This window comes from Bradyrhizobium sp. CSA207, from assembly GCF_029051685.1.
Taxonomy (GTDB): Bacteria; Pseudomonadota; Alphaproteobacteria; order Rhizobiales; family Xanthobacteraceae; genus Bradyrhizobium.
The window spans coordinates 44,209-60,412 of sequence record NZ_JAACFT010000011.1; the positions used below are offsets into that span (position 1 = coordinate 44,209).

Genomic DNA, 16,204 nt, shown 5'->3' on the forward strand with positions numbered 1-16,204 from the left:
CATGAATGAGGTCAAGCAAGAGCTAGTGATCATCCGCCGGCGCAGCGCCTTCGACGACGAGAAGGCGCACGGTGGCGTTTGGAAGATCGCCTATGCGGACTTCATGACCGCGATGATGGCATTCTTCCTGGTCATGTGGCTGATCAACGCGCTCAACCAGGACCAGAAGCAGGTGGTCGCGAGCTATTTCAATCCGATCAAGCTCTCAGAAAACGCGCCCGCTCCCAAAGGCCTCAAGGACCTGAGCAAGAAGGAGCCGTCTTCATTCGAAGGCCAGGACGGAAAGCGTCAGCCGGGCGGGCCGAGCGAGGAGCGCCGCGGCGACTCGCCGACGGCGGAGAAGCCGCCGTTCTACGAAGAGAAGGTCCTGTTTCGCGATCCCTACGCCACGCTGGCCGAGATCGCCAATAGCGCGAACCAGGCCTCGGGCCAGCGGCGCGCCGGCGCCCTGGCGTCTGCGGAAGAAGACGGTCTCAAGGGTGGCGACGCCTACCGCGATCCATTCGACCCGGGCTATTGGAAGCTTGCTCCGCAAGCTTCCAAGGATGCCGATCGCATCATCGAGAACGAGCCGAAGCCAAATGCTTCCGCGCGCGACAATCCGGCCGGTACAAGTCAGGGCGAGCCGCAGGCGCGCCGTGCAAAATCGGACGATGCCGGCGGAAGCGTCGATCCGAACCCAGAGGCGTCGTCCGCAAGCATGTCCCCGCTGCTGCCGCCCGGACCCGCGCCGTCGCAGTCTTCGCGCGAAGGCAGCGCCCAGGCGAACGCTCAGCCGGGCGCCCAAGCCAACACGCCTGCCAACACACAAGCCAACACGCCTGCCAACGCCACGGCCCAATCGCGACCTGCCGATACCGCGAAGGACGCCGATCCGCGCGAAGCCGGCCAGGCGCAGCAGCCGACCGTCAAGCAGCTTCAGGCCGAGATCGCCGACGCGCTGTCGGACATCAAGACCGGCGCGGGACCGGTGGCCGAGGTTCGTCAGGTCGAGGAAGGTCTCCTGATCAGCCTGACCGATGATGCGAGCTTCGGCATGTTCGCGGTCGGCTCAGCCGAACCGCGCCCCGAGCTGATCCGTGTGATCGACAAGATCGGGCCGCTGCTGACCAAGCGCCAGGGCCCGATCATCGTCCGCGGCCACACCGACAATCGGCCGTACCGGTCGGAGACCTACGACAATTGGCGGCTGTCGACCGCCCGTGCCCAGATGGCCTATTACATGCTGGTCCGCTCCGGCGTCGATGCGCAGCGGATCGAGCACGTCGAAGGCTACGCCGACCGCCGGCCGAAACTCCCGAACGATCCCGCCGCCGCGCAGAACCGCCGGATCGAGATCCTGATCCGGGAGAAGCGTTCTTGATCAGGCTGCTGCTTAGCGCCGTGCTACTGCTGCTGATGGTACTGCCGCTCAGCGCGACACGCGCAATTGCCGAGCCTGCGCCGGCATCGGTCGAACCCTATGAGCTCGTCCGTGCATTGCAGGCAGTGCAGGACGGAATCGCCAATGGCGATACGGCGGCGCACGGCAGCCACATCGCGCTGATCAGGCAGATCGGCGAAAAATTTCTCGCCGCCGATGCGGGCGCCTGGAGCAATCCGCAGAACGGCCAGGCTGTCGTCATCTATCTGCTCAGCGGCGGCGCGCCGCAGATCGTCCGCAAGTTGCCGCGCGACAAGCTGAACGTCGACGAGCGGCTGCTCAATGGCGCGCTGGCCTATGTCGAGGGTCGCCAGGACGAAGCCCGCGAACTGCTCAAGGACGTCAAGCCGCGCACCATTCCATCGGGCCTGGGCGGGCAGGTCGCACTGGTCCAGGGCGCGCTGTTCGCGCGCTCCGAGGCATCGCTCGCGATCGAGCGCCTGGACGACGCCCGTCTGTTGCTGCCGGGTACGCTCGTGGAGGAGGCAGCGCTGCGGCGCGAGATCCTGCTGGTCGGGCAGGCCGAAGACTTCGACAAATTCGAGTTCCTGACGCTGGCCTATATCCGCCACTACCGCAATTCCATTTATGCAGGCGATTTCTGGCAGCGCTTCTCCTCGGGCCTGACGCAATCGAGCCTGGCCCTCGACGACCGTCGCTTCGCGCGGATCGGCACCCTGCTGGAGCAGATCGATCGCGCGAGCCGCCTCAAGCTCTATCTCGTGATTGCCCGCGCCGCGATGCTCCGCGGGCGACTGGCCGTGACCCGGCTCGCCGGGGAGCGGGCGCTGGCGCTGAGCGCCGATGCCACGGCGGACCGCGAGCGCGCACATTTATTCCGCGGCGTCTCGCGCGCGCTCACGGACGAATATGACGGTGGACTCGCCGAGCTGAAGGCGCTTGACCGCTCGAAGCTGCCTGAGCGCGACGTTCCGCTTCTAAATGCAACGATCCAGCTCGCGCTCGATGTCCGCAAGCCGATCGCGGGCGCGTCAGCCGGCGCCACGGCCGACAAGCCTCCGCCCACGCCGGCGCGTCTCGACCTCGCGTCGTCGACCGCGACGCTCGCGCGTGGCCGCAAGCAGCTCAGCGAACTGGAACTCCTCACCAAGGACCGACGACCATGACCAAGCTCAACGGAACCTCCGCGCAGCTTTTCTCAGGTCTCGCCGAAAGCCTCAGCGTGCGCGGGACGTCGCGCGCCGGCAAGAATGCCGGGGGGAAATCCTCCGGAGACGCGGCGTTTAACGATCTGCTCCACACCGTCTCGAACCTCGCGAAGCGGGCGCTGACCGATGAAGGCAGCGACGCGACCGTGAAAGCCGCAGCGCTGCGCACGCATCTCGTGCATCCGGCCGAGAAGGGCAAGCCGAAGGACGAGGGGCTACACGAGCGCACCGAGGCGGTCGAGGAGCTCAAATCGTCCGAGAAGTCGTCGGAAGACCAGAGTCCGGTCGACCAGGTCGCGAAGGCCGACATCCAGAGCCGATCGAGCATTCCCATGATCGTCGGGCAGGACCTCGCCGCCATGCCGGCCATGAAGCCGCAGATACAACCGCCAGCGGGCGACAAGAAAGACACCTCCGCGCGGGACGAGCGACAGTCCTCAGCCAAACGCGACGTTCAGAGCGTGAACATGGCGAAGGGGGCGGCGACCGACCTCGGTGCCTCCGCTCCATCCGGCTCGCGTCCGCAGGTCGCGGCTCCGCAATCGGCGGCCGCGCAGGAGGGCAGCGATGCCTCGCCGAGGGCGATGCCCACCACGCCCGGCTTCGAAGCGGTCACGGCCAGTGTGGAGCGCGCCGCAAAGGTGTCGGCGCGGGACGCATTGCCCGAAGCGACCAAGGTCACGGTGGTTCAGCAGGAGACGCATCTGCCGCCGGCGCAGTTCAGCGCGACCCAACAGGTCGCCAATGCGGTGGTGTCGGAGCTGAAGGGGGCGCCTGCACCGGTGGCGTCCGCTGCGCCGGATCTCACGTCGTCCCAGGCCAACGCACCCGATCAGCCACTGAGGATTCTTACGATCAATCTCGAGCCGCCGGCGCTTGGCAACGTCACCGTTCGGCTTCGTCTCGTCGGAACGGAGGTCTCCGTCCAGCTTGCGGCCGAACGCAAGGACACCAGCCAGATGCTGGACCAGCAGCGCGACTCGATCCGCGAGCTCATGCAGTCGGCGGGCTATGTCGCCGAGGTCGCACCTGTCCAGCACGGCTCGCTGGACGGATTCCAGTCTGGCTCCGGCCAGTCGCAGCCGCAGCTCTCTGGCCAGCAACAGCAATCGCCGCAGTCGCAAGCCACGTTCGACGGCGCGAGCACATCGCCCGGGCAATCGGACGGCGGAGCCAAGCAAGCGCGGCAAGAGCGCCAAACCAATCAGGAGACGCGTCATGACCAGGACGTGGCGCCGCATCTTCGTCGCGGCCCTGTTTATCTGTAACGCCGGCGCCGCGCAGGCCGCCACCGACGGCGCACGCCCCTGCGAGCGCGAGATGGCGCGCGCCTCGCGGCAGCACGGAATTCCGCTCGGCATTCTCTATGCGGTCGGCCTGACCGAGACCGGGCGTCGCGGTGCGCTCTATCCTTACGCGCTCGGCGCCGAGGGACAGACGGTGTTCGCCAAGGACATGGGGGACGCGATCGCGAATTTCGAAGCGATGCGAAGCAAGGGCATCAAGCTCATCGACCTCGGCTGCATGCAGATCAACCACTACTACCATGGCGACAAGTTCGCTTCGGTGCGGGCGATGTTCGATCCGGCCAGGAATGTCGATTACGCGGCGCGCTTCCTGAAGGAGCTGAAGCAGCGCGAGGGTAGCTGGACCATGGCGGTGGCCCGCTACAATGCGGGCCCCAACAACCAGCCGGCGCAGAAGCGCTATGTCTGCCACATCGTCGCGCACCTCGTCTCAAGCGGCTTCGGCGCGTGGACCGACAAGGCGCGCTCGTTCTGCCAGGCGCAGACGACATGAAGTTGTGCATTATTTCCTTACCATCAGCCTCGCGCAAGCAAGAACCATCATTGTAACTGCAACCTACCGAAGGAGTCCTATTCATGAGCCTGTATGGTGTTATGCGCACCGGCGTATCCGGGATGTCCGCGCAGTCCAACAAGCTGTCGACCGTCTCGGATAACATCGCGAACGTCAACACGACCGGCTACAAGCGGGCTTCGACCGAGTTCTCCTCGCTGATCCTGAAGAGCGGCTCTGGCAACTACGATTCCGGCGCGGTCGAGACGACCGTTCGCTACGCCATCACCGATGCCGGCCATCTCCAGTTCACGACCTCGACGACAGATCTCGCCGTCCAGGGCAACGGCTTCTTCGTCGTGCAGGATCCGAACGGCAACAACTTCCTGACGCGCGCCGGCGCCTTCGTGCCCGACAGCACCGGCAACCTCGTCAACACGGCCGGCTTCCAGCTGATGGGCTACAACATCCAGAACGGTGCCGTGCCAAACACTTCCGCCAACGGTTTCGGCAACCTGCAGGTCATCAACGTCAACCAGATGGCGCTGCAGGCCTCGGCCTCGACCAAGGCCACGGTCGCGGCCAATCTGGCCCCGGCCCCGAGCACCGCCAACCTTGTGGCGCCGGCCAGCCCGACCAACTATACGTCGAAGACGTCGATGGTGACCTACGACAATATCGGCAGTGCCGTGACGCTTGACGTCTATCTTGCCCAGACCGCGACGGATACCTGGGATATCCAGGTCTACCAGGGAGGGACACTGCTTGCACCAACCGGCAGTACCACGTTCACCTTTGACACGACGTCGGTCGGCAAGGGCGCGTTGGCTGCAGCGAGCACGAAGTCGCTAACGTTCCCAGTTCCCAGTTCCGGCGGTTCGACCTTCCCCTTCACGATGGATCTCTCGGCGATGACACAGGTCGCCTCCAGCTTCGACTTCAAGGCCACGGTTGACGGCAACGCCCCATCAGCGGTGGAGAAGGTGGATATCGACAGCAAGGGCGTGGTCACCGCGGTCCTCCAGAACGGCACCCAGCTGCCGAGCTTCCAGATCGCGCTCGCCACCGTGCCGAGCCCGGATCATCTGACCCCTGAAGTCGGCAACGTCTACTCGACGAACTTGGACTCAGGGACGGTGCAGGTCGATGTCGCCGGCAAGAGTGGTCTCGGCACCATTCAGTCGGGCGCGCTGGAAGATTCGAATGTCGATCTCGCCGACGAGCTGACCTCGATGATCGAGGCGCAGCGCGGCTTCACCGCGAACTCGAAATCGTTCCAGACCGGCGCCGATCTGCTCGACGTCGTCGTCAACCTGAAGCGCTGAACCCCCAAGCGTTCATCCCGGGCAAGAGCAAGCCATGTCCCTTACCGCCGCTCTCGATTCCGCCCGCGCCTCGCTCATGGCGTCGGGCATCCAGTCCTCGACCATCTCGCGCAACATCGCCGGCGCCAGCGCCGCCGGCTATTCGCGCAAGATTGCCGTGCTGGACAACCTGCCCAATGCCGGTGTCTACGTCGCAGCGATCCAGCGTGCCGCCAGCTCGGGTCTCTACAACAACGTCCTGATCGCGACCTCGTCGTCGGCCAAGCAGAGCGCGATCTTTGACGGTCTCCAGAAGATCGCATCTGCCACGGTGGACGATCCGGAGCTCGACCAGTCGCCCACCGCCCAGCTCAACAAGCTGAAGCAGGCGCTCCAGCAATATGCCAACGCCCCGGACAATACCACGCTGGCGCAGGCGGCGGTCACGTCCGCCAAGGACATGGCGATCGCGCTCAACCAGGCGACCCAGACCGTGCAGTCGGTCCGTGAGGGCGCCGATGCCGACATGAAAACGTCGGTTCAGAACATCAATCAGTTGCTCTCCCAATTCCAGACCGTGAACACCGCGATCATGAAGGGGACGATCTCCGGCGACGACATCACCGACTACCTCGACCAGCGCGACAGCATCGTCTCCCAGCTCTCGCAAGAGCTCGGCGTCACGATGTCGATCCGCACCAACGGTGACGCGGCGCTTTATGCCGACAGCGGTGTGGTTCTGTTCGACAAGACGGCGCGGACGGTGAGTTTCGTGCCCACCAACGCCTATACGGCCGGCACTACGGGCAATGCTGTCTACATCGACGGCGTACCGGTGACCGGCGCCAATTCAGTGATGCCACTCAAGTCGGGCAAGCTCGCGGGCCTCGCCGGATTGCGAGACAATGCGACGGTCACGTACCAGAGCCAGCTCGACGAAATCGCGCGTGGCCTGATCGAGACCTTCAAGGAGAGTGATCAGTCCGGCGCGGCGCTGCCCGACGTGCCCGGCCTCTTCACCTATCCCGGCGCGCCGACGATACCGGCGAGCGCCACCGTCTCAGTGGGCCTTGCCGGCCTGATCAGCGTTGCGGCGTCGGTCGATCCGGCGCAGGGCGGCAATCCCGATCTGCTGCGCGACGGCGCGATCAGCGGCAACGTCGCATACCAATACAACACCGCCGGCAACGCCGGCTACTCGGCCCGGCTGCAGCAGCTCATCGGTGGCATGGATGCGTCACAGCCGTTCGATGCAACCACGCAGGGCAAGCCGAGCGGCAGCTTGATCGACTTCGCGTCGTCGTCGACGAGCTGGATCGAAAACCAGCGTAAGGCCGCGGACTCCAGCGTCACCTACCAGAAAACACTGCTCGACCGCAGCACCGCGGCGCTGTCGAACGTCAGCGGCGTCAACATGGACGACGAGATGTCCTTGATGCTTCAGGTCGAGCGCACCTATTCGGCGTCGTCGAAGATCATCTCGACCGTCGACGAAATGTTGCAGAGCCTGCTGGCCGCCGTGGGGAATTAAGCCATGATGAGCGCGAACTACATCTCGACCTTGATGCTGTCTTCGTCGTTGAGGTCCTCGATCACGAACAACCAGGCTGCGCTGAGCAAGGCGTCGAAGGAGGCTACCACCGGCCGCTTCGCCGATGTCGGCCTCGAGCTTGGTGCCACGACGGGAGGCGATCTCACCCTGCGGGCGGACCTGAGCTTCGCCGATCAGCTGGTCGATACCAACGGCCTCGTCTCGGGACGCCTGGACGTGACGCAGAACCGGATAACCCAGCTCAACACGACCGCAACGTCCTTCCTCAAGGACCTGATCGCGGCCCGCAGTACGGACGGTGGCGGCCGAGTCATCCTGCCGCCCGCGTCCTCCAACCTCCAGGATCTGATCGGCGCGTTGAACGTCTCCTATAACGGCTCGTATCTTTTCTCGGGCATCAACACGCAGAACACGCCGATCACGACTTACACCGCGGGCTCGGCCAGCAAGAATCAGGTCGACGCCGATTTCCTTGCGACCTTCGGCTTCTCGCAATCCTCGGCCAGCGTGAGCAGCATTACCCCGGCCCAAATGCAGACCTTCCTCGACACCACCTTCGATGCGGAGTTCGCGAGCCCGGCCTGGAACACCAATTGGTCAACGGCCACTGACCAGGTCATGCAAAGCCGTATCTCCACGACCGAGATCGCCGATACGTCCGTTAGCGCCAACCAGACCGGCTTCCGCAAGCTCGCCGAGGCCTACACCATGATGGCGGATCTCGGGAACGCGAACCTGAACCAGACGACGTTCCAGGTCGTCGTGGACAAGGCCATCGGTCTCGTCGGTAACGCCATCACTGACCTCGCTGTGCTCGGCGGCAGCGTCGGCACGGTCCAGCAGCGGATTAATTCTGCAACCGACAAGCTCAAGACGCAGCAGGACATTCTGAACAATCAGATCGTCGGTATGGAGAAGGTCGATCCGGCGGAAGCGTCGGTGCGCGTCAACACCTTGCAGACTCAGATCCAGACCGCGCTCGCGCTGACGTCGCAGCTCCAGAAGATCAGCCTTATCAACTATCTCTGAACCAAGGCTCCTTTGGTTCGTAACCTTTGTCTTGTTCTTCGGTTTCCCGTGCAGAGTGGTCCTGATGACTTTTGAAGCCTATGAAGCGGTCGTCGAAGACAGCGGCCAGGAGGCGCGCGGGCGCGAGCGGCACGCGCTCACCCTCGGCATCGACCGGCTGGAGCGGCTCCAGAAGGGGCGCTTCAGCCTCGAGGATCTGGTCGAGAGCCTGCTTTATGTCCGGCGGCTGTGGACGATCTTCATCGAGGATCTCGCTCATCCCGAGAACGCGCTTCCCGACAAGCTGCGCGCCGACATCATCTCGATCGGCCTGTGGGTGGTCAAGGAAGCCGATCGCCTCCGCGAGGAAAGATCGAACGACGTGGTGCAGCTCATCGAAATCAACCGCCTGATCCGAGACGCTCTTTGATGAAGGTATCCTTGCGGGCGGGCGAACGGATCTACATCAACGGCGCGGTGCTGCGCGTGGACCGCAAGGTCTCCATCGAGCTCGTCAACGACGTGATGTTTCTGCTCGAAGGGCAGGTCATGCAGGCTTGCGACGCCACCACGGCGATGCGGCAGCTCTATTTCGTCGTCCAGCTCATGCTGATGAATCCGACCGATGTTCGGGATCCCATGGCGCTCTATCGGCCGCATCACGCCGCCCTTCTGGCGCTGTGCGAGAACCGCGAGATGCTGGACGGGCTGACCGCGATCGACGAGCTGGTCGGCTCGACCCGCTATTTCGAGGCGCTCAAGCGGATCAGGGCGTTGTTTCCAGTGGAGCAGGCAATTCTGGCCGGCGCCGCGATCGATTCCCCATTCGAGGCTGCCTGACAGCGGAGAGGCACATGAACGTTCCCAGCGCGACCGAGACCACCAGCAAGACCACTTCGACCGGCTCTCCCACGGCCACGTCGAGCAACAGTGTCGACTACAATACGTTTCTTCAGCTCCTCGTGGCCGAGATGAAGAATCAGGATCCGACCAATCCGATGGACACCTCGCAATATATGAGCCAGTTCGCCCAGCTCTCGACGGTCGAGCAGGCCATGCAGACCAACACCAAGCTCGATGCGCTGCTGTCCTCGCAGGCGTTGTCGCAGGCGGACGGGCTGATCGGACGGACCGTCAGCTTCACCGACTCGACCGGAGCGAGCTTCACCGGCAAGATCGCGTCGGTCTCCATCAACAGCGACGGCTCGATTGCGACCCTCGAGAACGGCACGAAGGTCGCGATCGGACCCGGCCTCACGCTCAGCTAGCCATGAACGAGCGGGACGCCCTCGACATCGTCCAGGCGGCGATCTGGACGATCATCGTCGCCTCGGGCCCTGCGGTCGGCGCGGCAATGCTGGTCGGCACCATCATCGCGCTGCTTCAGGCCCTGACCCAGGTCCAGGAGGTGACGCTGACCTTCGTTCCGAAGATCATCGTCATTCTCCTGGTCGTTGCCGTATCCGGCTCCTTCATCGGTGCGCATCTCTCCACTTTCACCGAGATGGTCTATTCGCATATCGAACGCGGCTTCTGATCCGAGGGGCCGCCGGCCCACCACCCTCGCGTAAGCTTTGCGCGGCAGATTAGGTAGGGACCCTCTGCCGGTGACCTATGGCCGATACGTTAGCTGCTAGCCTGCCGACCCCGCGACGACTGGGGGCCGACGCCTTTTTTGCCGGCGGTATCGTGGCCATGCTCACGATCCTGTTCCTGCCGATCCCGCCAATCCTGATCGATCTCGGGCTCGCTTTCTCGATCGCGTTGTCGGCGCTGATCCTGATGGTCGCGCTGTGGATCCAGCGGCCGCTCGATTTCTCGGCTTTCCCGACCGTGCTCCTGATCGCGACGATCCTGCGGCTCGCCCTCAACGTCGCGACGACACGCCTGATCCTGTCGCGCGGCGGGGAGGGGGAAACTGCCGCGGGCCACGTCGTTGCCGGCTTCTCCAAATTCGTCATGGGCGGCGATTTCGTCATCGGGCTGATCATCTTCGCGATCCTGGTCACGGTGAATTTCGTCGTGATCACCAAGGGTGCGACGCGTATCGCCGAAGTCGGCGCCCGCTTCACCCTGGATGCCATTCCCGGCAAGCAGATGGCGATCGACGCGGACCTCTCTGCGGGCCTGATCGACGACAAGGAAGCCCAGCGACGGCGCCGCGAGCTCGAGGAAGAGAGCGCGTTCTTCGGCGCCATGGACGGTGCCTCGAAGTTCGTCCGCGGTGACGCCATCGCCGGCCTGATCATCACCGCGATCAACATCTTCGGCGGCATCGTGATCGGCGTCACCCATCACGGCCTCAGCCTTGCACGCGCCGCCGACGTCTACACCAAACTCTCCGTCGGCGACGGTCTGGTCACGCAGATGCCGGCGCTGATCGTGTCGCTGTCGGCGGGCCTCCTGGTCTCCAAGGGCGGCACCAGGGGGTCAGCGGAGCAGGCAGTGCTGCGGCAGCTCGGCGGCTATCCGCGCGCGGTGTCGGCCGCGGCGCTGATGATGTTCGTGCTCGCCTTGATGCCGGGGCTGCCGATGGCGCCGTTCGTGCTGCTCGGAGGTGTTATGGCCTTCGTCGGCTACTCGTTGCCGAAGCGGCAGGCGGCGCGGGAGCGGAAACAGGAGGCGCTCAAGGCCGACGAGCGGGCGCAGAGCGATGCCAAGGAATCCGTCAAGGAGCAGCTCAAGACCGCCGAGATCGAGCTGTCGCTCGGAGGCCACCTTTCGGTTCATCTATTGGGTTCGCGCAACGAGCTTGCGCACCGTGTCGGCAAGATCCGCAAGAAATTCGCCAAGCAATACGGCTTCGTGATTCCCGAGATCAAGCTCACCGACAATCTGTCGATCGATCCCAAGAGCTACCAGATCCGTATCCACGACACGCGCGTCGCCCATGGCGAGCTGCGGCTCGGCGAGGTGATGGTGCTCGTGGACAAGGATGGCAACCCCGATGTCCCCGGCGAAGAGGTGATCGAGCCCGCCTTTGGCATGAAGGCGCTCTGGGTGACGGAAGCTTTCACCGACGAGGTCAAGCGGCAGGGCTGCAAGCCCGTCGACAATCTGTCGGTTCTGCTCACGCATCTCAGCGAGGTGCTTCGAGCGAACCTTGCCCAGCTGCTGTCCTACAAGGACATGCGTGCCTTGCTCGACCGGCTCGATCCTGAATACAAGCGCCTGGTCGACGACATCTGTCCGTCGCAGATCTCCTATTCCGGGCTGCTGGCGATCCTGAAGATCCTCCTAGCCGAACGCGTGTCGATCCGGAACCTGCATCTGATCCTCGAAGCGATCGCCGAAATCGCACCCCATGTGCGGCGGTCCGAGCAGGTCGCCGAGCATGTGCGCATGCGTCTTGCCGCGCAGATCTGCGGCGATCTCTCCGAAAACGGCGTGCTCAACGTCGTTCGCCTCGGCAACCGCTGGGATCTGGCGTTCCACCAGAGCCTGAAGCGCGATGCCAAGGGGGACGTCGTCGAGTTCGACGCCGACCCGCGTCTGATCGAGCAGTTCGCGACCGAAGCCAGCGCCGCAGTCCGGAAGTTCACCGAGAACGGCACCAGCGTGGTGTTGGCGGTCACGCCTGAAGCGCGTCCCTACGTTCGCATGATTCTCGAACGGGTGTTTCCAACCCTGCCGATCCTGTCGCACGTCGAGGTTGCGCGCAGCGCCGAGATCAGGCCGCTTGGAGCCATATCGTGATCAGCGGCCTCACCGACAGCGTACTCGTGACGTTCATCGTGTTCTGCCGCATTGGCGCCTGCCTGATGCTCGTGCCCGGCTATTCCAGCGTCAACGTTCCGGCCCAGGTTCGCCTGTTCGTCGCGCTGGTCACGACGTTTGCGCTCACGCCGATCTTGATCGCGGTCCTGAAACCACTCACGGAGAACGCAGCACCGCTGACGCTCGCGCTACTGATCTGTTCGGAGCTCCTTGTCGGCAGCGTCATCGGGCTCGGTGGCCGCGTGTTCTTTCTTGCGCTCCAGACCATGGCAACCGTGATGGCGAGTGCGATCGGCCTCAGCAACATCCCGGGGACGCCGGTGGGTGACACCGACCCGGCACCGGCCCTGGTGCCGTTGATCATGGCCGCCGTCACCACACTGTTCTTCATGACCGACCAGCATTGGCAGGTCCTGCGCGGGCTGATGAACTCCTACGATGTCTGGCATCCCGGCGACAGGATCGGCGGAAGCATGGCACTCGATCAGCTCGTCGGCCGCCTGTCGGAGGCGTTCGTGCTGACGCTGCGGATTACCAGCCCATTCATCGTCTACTCGGTCATCGTCAACCTGGCGGTCGGCCTCATCAACAAGCTGACGCCGGCCATTCCCGTCTATTTCATTTCGGTGCCCTTTGTCCTGTTCGGCGGATTTCTGCTGCTCTACCTCACCAGCGACGAGCTGCTGACGCAATTCATGCTCGGCGTGTCGTCGTGGCTGGCGGAATGACCGGCCATGACGTCACGCGCGGACAAGCTCGGCCGGATCGTCTCGCTCGTGAAGCTTCAGCTTCGGCTGTCCGAATGGCAGCTGGCGCAGTTGCGCCAGGAGGAGAGAAGCTTGCACGACGAACAGGCTTGGCTGGTCGGAGCTCTGAACGAAGGCGAGCTGCCGGCGGGCTCGTCGAGCGAATCGATCGCGCGACGCCTTACCAGGACGAGCATCGGCGCACGCGCCCTGCAGGCCCGAGCCGCTCAGCAGCTCGACCAGGTCCGCGCGGAGAACCGCCGTGTGAAACAGCTCGAGCAGGTCGCGAAAGCGGCGCTCGCGGACAAGCTTCGCGACGCGGAGAAGCGCTCGCTCGAGGAGATGACGGGCAAAAGCCCCGCCGTGCGCGACTGGACGCCACGGCCAGCCAACCGGAAAAAGACATGATCGTGACCGCGACACCCGACCTCGTTCTCGACGTCCTTGCGGCCGCCGATCCCGTGACGCAGCGCGCGGCGACCGCGAAGCTCGATGCACTGAAATCCCCGGATGCCGATTTTGCCGCCACGATGGATGCCGAGGTCGGTAAGGCCGCGAGGGCCGCCGGCGATCCGTCGACGGCAAAGACGGCCGATGCACAGCCTTTGCTGCCGAACGCCGCGGCGCCGGTGCAGGTGATCAAGGCGCCGGCCTCGGGCGAGGTCTACCGCAAGTTCGAGGCGTTCATTCTCCAGACCTTTGTCGAGACGATGTTGCCAAAGGAGTCGGAGGAAGTCTTCGGCAAGGGGACCGCCGGCAGCGTCTGGAAGTCGATGCTTGCGGAGCAGCTCGGCAACCAGCTTGCGAAGGGCAAGGGGATCGGCATTGCCAGGCAGCTCGCCGCTGCGCATCCGGCCGTTCTGGACGGTTCGGGCAAGGGCGGATGATGGATCTGAGGATGGGTGACGAAAGTTGAGGGGTGAATTTCCGATGCAGGCAGATGAAGGCGCAGCGGCGCTGGTGATGGAGCAGCCCGAGGTCGACACCGAGGCGACGGTGGAATCCGCGCAGGGCGCGGTGATGTTGCCGGTGCACCTGCCAGATGGCGGCGGTGAGGTGGCGCCCGACGGCACCGATGCGGCGAGATCAGACGAGATGCGGGGCCTGCTGGCGTCGATCCGCCGGCTTGAAAGCATCATTGAAGAGGAGACGGTCGCGCTCGCGACCGGGAAGAAGATCGATTTCGACGACTTCAGCGCGCGGAAGAGCCGGAGCATGCTGGAATTCGTCCGTCTGATGCGGGCGCGGATGCATCTCGGCGCCGAGGTGGAGGTCACCGGTGAAATCCAGCGCCTGCGCCAGAAGCTCGAGCGGAACCGCGCCATCCTCGAAATGCACTACGACGCCGTGCGCGAGGTCGCGAGCATCATCGTCAGGGCGGTCAAAGAAGCCGAGTCGGACGGCACCTATAGCGGTCGCGCAGTGCAGGACGGAAGATGATCAGACTGGTGCTGGCCGGACTCTGGGTATGCATCCTCACCGCGGGTACGAGCTATGCCGTGGCCTATTGGAAGGAAAACGGCAGCCTGCTGCCGGCGAAGGACGAATATCTCGATGGGCTGCAATACCAGAAGACGCGGGCGCTGAGCGTGCCCATGGTCGAGAACGGAAACGTGCAGGGCTACATCGTTGCGCGCTTCGTCTACACCGTGGAGGCGCGGACCATGCACCAGCTCACCGTCCCGCCGGAGCCGTTCGTCGTGGATGAAGCCTTCCGCAGAATCTATGCGGACGAGCGCCTCGATTTCAGGAAGCTCGCCCGCTACGACCTCTCCGTCCTCACGACGGCCATCAAGCAGCGCGTCAACGAGCGGATGCAGGCCGACGTCGTCCAGGATGTCCTGGTCGAGGACTTCAACTACGTCTCGAAGGACGAATTCCAGCAGAAGCCCTAAAGCGGGATGAATCTTGGTTGAATCGATGCGCGCGACGGAGCTCGAATCACCTCTCCCGTAGGGAGAGGTCGGATCGCATCGAAAGATGCGATCCGGGTGAGGGGTTACGGTCGCACTGGGTGTCGCGGCCCGTCACCCGGATTGCTGCGCAATCCGACCCTCCCCGCCGGGGAGAGGTGAACCGCGTACCGCCGACGAACTGTCCGCCGCTGAAAATGCACCGGCCTCTGCGGGATATGTCCGCAGAGGCCGGTGTCGTTTGGTATTGATGTCGTGTCGCGTCAGTTTCCTGCCGGGTGCGCCGCCGGAGCGGCGTGTGCCCTGTTCAGGAGGATGCCGACCTCGTCGAGATCCTGCATCGGATCGTCGATGGCCTCGCCGGCCGGGATGTTGAGGCGGTATCCGACGTAGCGCCGAGCCACGATCGCGTCGAAGCCGAGGCGGTCACGAAGCTTCTTGCGCAGCTTGCTCACATGGCTCTCGATCACGCTCTCGTCGAAGGTCGCCTCGAAGATGCCGTAGACCGCGTTGAAGATCTGCGTCTTGGTGATCCACTTTCCGTGGTTGCCGACCATGTATTCGAGAATGCGCAGTTCGCGGCGGGGCAAGGTGAGGGCGCGGCCGCCGATCTCGGGGTCGCGTCCGTTGAAGAAGACCTGGATTCTGGTTTCGCAGGGCCTCGGCAGGTCGCCGACCCGGCGCCGTGCGATTGCGGCCGTTCGGGCCAGGATCTCGCGAAGATGGATCGGTACGTAAACCACGTCGTCCACGCCCGATTCGAAAAGCTCAAGCGTGTTCTTGAGCATTTTCTGGCCGCTCATGGCGATGATGGGAGCCGAGGAGCGCTTGCGCATCGCCCGCGGCAGGCTTCCGCGGGTATCGCAATCCCCGAGGAGGAAGGCGTCGACCGCTGCCAGATCCGATTCATTGGCGGATTGCAGCCAGTCCCAGAATTCTCCGGAGGAGAAGCCGATCGACGATACACCTTCGCGAACGAGCCCTCCGACGTAGCTGTTCGCGACGCTCTCGCGATCATCAACGATTATATACATCAGTCTTTCGCCCCTGTTTCGCACTTGTTGCGGCCGGATGGGTTAGTGTGATGCCCGGCTCGGCAACCATGCTGTTTGACGATATTTCCTTCCCGCGAACCGTTATTATGGTTTCATATTCGCGGGCAGCCCTACGCATCCAGTGCCTGCATGTGCAGGCCTGCTACTTCGACTCGATACTGAACGCTACGACGTGAAGCCCGGCGGGTGTCTACGGATCACCTCGCGGGGCGGATTGTGACAGCGACCTAGAACAGTTGCGCCAAGTTGCTCATCGCGTCCGAACACCACTGAACTGTGTCGATCTCCTCGCCATCTGGCGAGAATCACTTGAGTAGGACCGTAACAATTGCCGATTTCCGATCAAGCACGCGGAAGAAAGCGGTTGCTACGCGTGCTTGATGCGGTTGGTTTGTTTCGAGTTGTTTCTTGATACGTTCGATCGCATCAGTTGATTCAAAATTCGAACTAGTTTTGCACCGTAGCGGTTATATGGTTCCGTACACCCGTAGAATTGCAGCCATTTTGGGCGGTGGCG

General features: G+C 63.8%; 18 protein-coding genes. 17 read left to right on the top strand and 1 reads right to left on the bottom strand.

Annotated features, from left to right (window positions below; genetic code table 11):
• The first annotated feature begins 1 nt into the window (after position 1).
• The 17 genes from GWG65_RS14230 to GWG65_RS14310 all read left to right on the top strand — a co-directional run bounded on the left by GWG65_RS14230 (position 2) and on the right by GWG65_RS14310 (position 14,614).
• The gene (locus tag GWG65_RS14230; RefSeq protein ID WP_275196192.1) at positions 2-1,363 is read left to right on the top strand and encodes a MotB family protein; all 1,362 of its coding nucleotides are present in this window, start codon (positions 2-4) and stop codon (positions 1,361-1,363) included.
• The gene (locus GWG65_RS14235; RefSeq protein ID WP_275196193.1) at positions 1,360-2,550 is read left to right on the top strand and encodes a chemotaxis protein; all 1,191 of its coding nucleotides are present in this window, start codon (positions 1,360-1,362) and stop codon (positions 2,548-2,550) included. The genes GWG65_RS14230 and GWG65_RS14235 overlap by 4 nt, the downstream gene beginning before the upstream one ends.
• Entirely contained in the window at positions 2,547-3,860 is a 1,314-nt protein-coding gene (locus GWG65_RS14240) for a flagellar hook-length control protein FliK (protein WP_275196194.1), read from the top strand. The genes GWG65_RS14235 and GWG65_RS14240 overlap by 4 nt, the downstream gene beginning before the upstream one ends.
• Positions 3,811-4,392, top strand: coding sequence for a transglycosylase SLT domain-containing protein (locus GWG65_RS14245; protein WP_275196195.1), 582 nt, complete (start codon positions 3,811-3,813; stop codon positions 4,390-4,392). The genes GWG65_RS14240 and GWG65_RS14245 overlap by 50 nt, the downstream gene beginning before the upstream one ends.
• Positions 4,393-4,475: 83 nt before the next feature.
• Positions 4,476-5,717 carry a flagellar hook protein FlgE gene (locus GWG65_RS14250; RefSeq protein ID WP_275196196.1) on the top strand — a complete coding sequence of 414 codons (1,242 nt, stop codon included), beginning with the start codon at positions 4,476-4,478 and terminating at the stop codon, positions 5,715-5,717.
• A 34-nt stretch (positions 5,718-5,751) separates the two neighbouring features.
• The gene (gene flgK, locus GWG65_RS14255) at positions 5,752-7,227 is read left to right on the top strand and encodes a flagellar hook-associated protein FlgK (RefSeq protein WP_275196197.1); all 1,476 of its coding nucleotides are present in this window, start codon (positions 5,752-5,754) and stop codon (positions 7,225-7,227) included.
• A 3-nt stretch (positions 7,228-7,230) separates the two neighbouring features.
• A complete protein-coding gene (locus GWG65_RS14260) occupies positions 7,231-8,277 on the top strand; it encodes a flagellar hook-associated family protein (RefSeq protein ID WP_275196198.1) in 1,047 nt (348 codons plus the stop codon).
• 64 nt (positions 8,278-8,341) lie between these two features.
• Positions 8,342-8,686, top strand: coding sequence for a flagellar biosynthesis regulator FlaF (gene flaF / locus GWG65_RS14265; RefSeq protein ID WP_275196199.1), 345 nt, complete (start codon positions 8,342-8,344; stop codon positions 8,684-8,686).
• Positions 8,686-9,096, top strand: a complete 411-nt coding sequence (gene flbT / locus GWG65_RS14270; RefSeq protein WP_275196200.1) for a flagellar biosynthesis repressor FlbT — start codon at positions 8,686-8,688, stop codon at positions 9,094-9,096. The genes flaF and flbT overlap by 1 nt, the downstream gene beginning before the upstream one ends.
• 14 nt (positions 9,097-9,110) lie before the next feature.
• Complete coding sequence (gene flgD / locus GWG65_RS14275) at positions 9,111-9,524, top strand: flagellar hook assembly protein FlgD (protein ID WP_148738809.1); 414 nt, start codon at positions 9,111-9,113, stop codon at positions 9,522-9,524.
• A gap of 2 nt (positions 9,525-9,526) precedes the next feature.
• Positions 9,527-9,793, top strand: coding sequence for a flagellar biosynthesis protein FliQ (gene fliQ / locus GWG65_RS14280; RefSeq protein ID WP_275196201.1), 267 nt, complete (start codon positions 9,527-9,529; stop codon positions 9,791-9,793).
• Between the two features lie 77 nt (positions 9,794-9,870).
• Entirely contained in the window at positions 9,871-11,952 is a 2,082-nt protein-coding gene (gene flhA / locus GWG65_RS14285) for a flagellar biosynthesis protein FlhA (RefSeq protein WP_275196202.1), read from the top strand.
• On the top strand, positions 11,949-12,701 hold the full coding sequence (gene fliR, locus GWG65_RS14290) for a flagellar biosynthesis protein FliR (RefSeq protein WP_247389717.1): 753 nt from the start codon (positions 11,949-11,951) through the stop codon (positions 12,699-12,701). Before flhA ends, fliR begins: the two co-directional genes overlap by 4 nt.
• Positions 12,702-12,707: 6 nt before the next feature.
• Positions 12,708-13,127, top strand: a complete 420-nt coding sequence (locus GWG65_RS14295) for a hypothetical protein (RefSeq protein WP_275196203.1) — start codon at positions 12,708-12,710, stop codon at positions 13,125-13,127.
• On the top strand, positions 13,124-13,606 hold the full coding sequence (locus GWG65_RS14300) for a rod-binding protein (RefSeq protein WP_275196204.1): 483 nt from the start codon (positions 13,124-13,126) through the stop codon (positions 13,604-13,606). Before GWG65_RS14295 ends, GWG65_RS14300 begins: the two co-directional genes overlap by 4 nt.
• Before the next feature lie 43 nt (positions 13,607-13,649).
• Positions 13,650-14,159, top strand: coding sequence for a flagellar biosynthesis protein FlgN (locus GWG65_RS14305; RefSeq protein WP_275196205.1), 510 nt, complete (start codon positions 13,650-13,652; stop codon positions 14,157-14,159).
• Positions 14,156-14,614 (top strand): hypothetical protein, encoded by a 459-nt coding sequence (locus tag GWG65_RS14310; RefSeq protein ID WP_247389721.1) that lies wholly within the window; start codon positions 14,156-14,158, stop codon positions 14,612-14,614. The genes GWG65_RS14305 and GWG65_RS14310 overlap by 4 nt, the downstream gene beginning before the upstream one ends.
• Positions 14,615-14,895: 281 nt before the next feature.
• Here the strand turns inward: GWG65_RS14310 and GWG65_RS14315 are convergent, their stop codons facing one another.
• Positions 14,896-15,666, bottom strand: coding sequence for a response regulator transcription factor (locus GWG65_RS14315; RefSeq protein ID WP_275196206.1), 771 nt, complete (start codon positions 15,664-15,666; stop codon positions 14,896-14,898).
• Positions 15,667-16,204 lie beyond the last annotated feature (538 nt).

Coding starts and splice junctions, on each gene's coding strand:
- flaF (WP_275196199.1), top strand. CDS start 8,342: ATGACTTTTGAAGCCTATGAAGCGGTCGTCGAAGACAGCGGCCAGGAG.
- GWG65_RS14240 (WP_275196194.1), top strand. CDS start 2,547: ATGACCAAGCTCAACGGAACCTCCGCGCAGCTTTTCTCAGGTCTCGCC.
- GWG65_RS14300 (WP_275196204.1), top strand. CDS start 13,124: ATGATCGTGACCGCGACACCCGACCTCGTTCTCGACGTCCTTGCGGCC.
- GWG65_RS14230 (WP_275196192.1), top strand. CDS start 2: ATGAATGAGGTCAAGCAAGAGCTAGTGATCATCCGCCGGCGCAGCGCC.
- GWG65_RS14245 (WP_275196195.1), top strand. CDS start 3,811: ATGACCAGGACGTGGCGCCGCATCTTCGTCGCGGCCCTGTTTATCTGT.
- GWG65_RS14315 (WP_275196206.1), bottom strand. CDS start 15,666: ATGTATATAATCGTTGATGATCGCGAGAGCGTCGCGAACAGCTACGTC.
- flgK (WP_275196197.1), top strand. CDS start 5,752: ATGTCCCTTACCGCCGCTCTCGATTCCGCCCGCGCCTCGCTCATGGCG.
- flbT (WP_275196200.1), top strand. CDS start 8,686: ATGAAGGTATCCTTGCGGGCGGGCGAACGGATCTACATCAACGGCGCG.
- fliQ (WP_275196201.1), top strand. CDS start 9,527: ATGAACGAGCGGGACGCCCTCGACATCGTCCAGGCGGCGATCTGGACG.
- GWG65_RS14305 (WP_275196205.1), top strand. CDS start 13,650: ATGCAGGCAGATGAAGGCGCAGCGGCGCTGGTGATGGAGCAGCCCGAG.
- GWG65_RS14260 (WP_275196198.1), top strand. CDS start 7,231: ATGATGAGCGCGAACTACATCTCGACCTTGATGCTGTCTTCGTCGTTG.
- GWG65_RS14295 (WP_275196203.1), top strand. CDS start 12,708: ATGACGTCACGCGCGGACAAGCTCGGCCGGATCGTCTCGCTCGTGAAG.
- GWG65_RS14250 (WP_275196196.1), top strand. CDS start 4,476: ATGAGCCTGTATGGTGTTATGCGCACCGGCGTATCCGGGATGTCCGCG.
- flhA (WP_275196202.1), top strand. CDS start 9,871: ATGGCCGATACGTTAGCTGCTAGCCTGCCGACCCCGCGACGACTGGGG.
- flgD (WP_148738809.1), top strand. CDS start 9,111: ATGAACGTTCCCAGCGCGACCGAGACCACCAGCAAGACCACTTCGACC.
- GWG65_RS14310 (WP_247389721.1), top strand. CDS start 14,156: ATGATCAGACTGGTGCTGGCCGGACTCTGGGTATGCATCCTCACCGCG.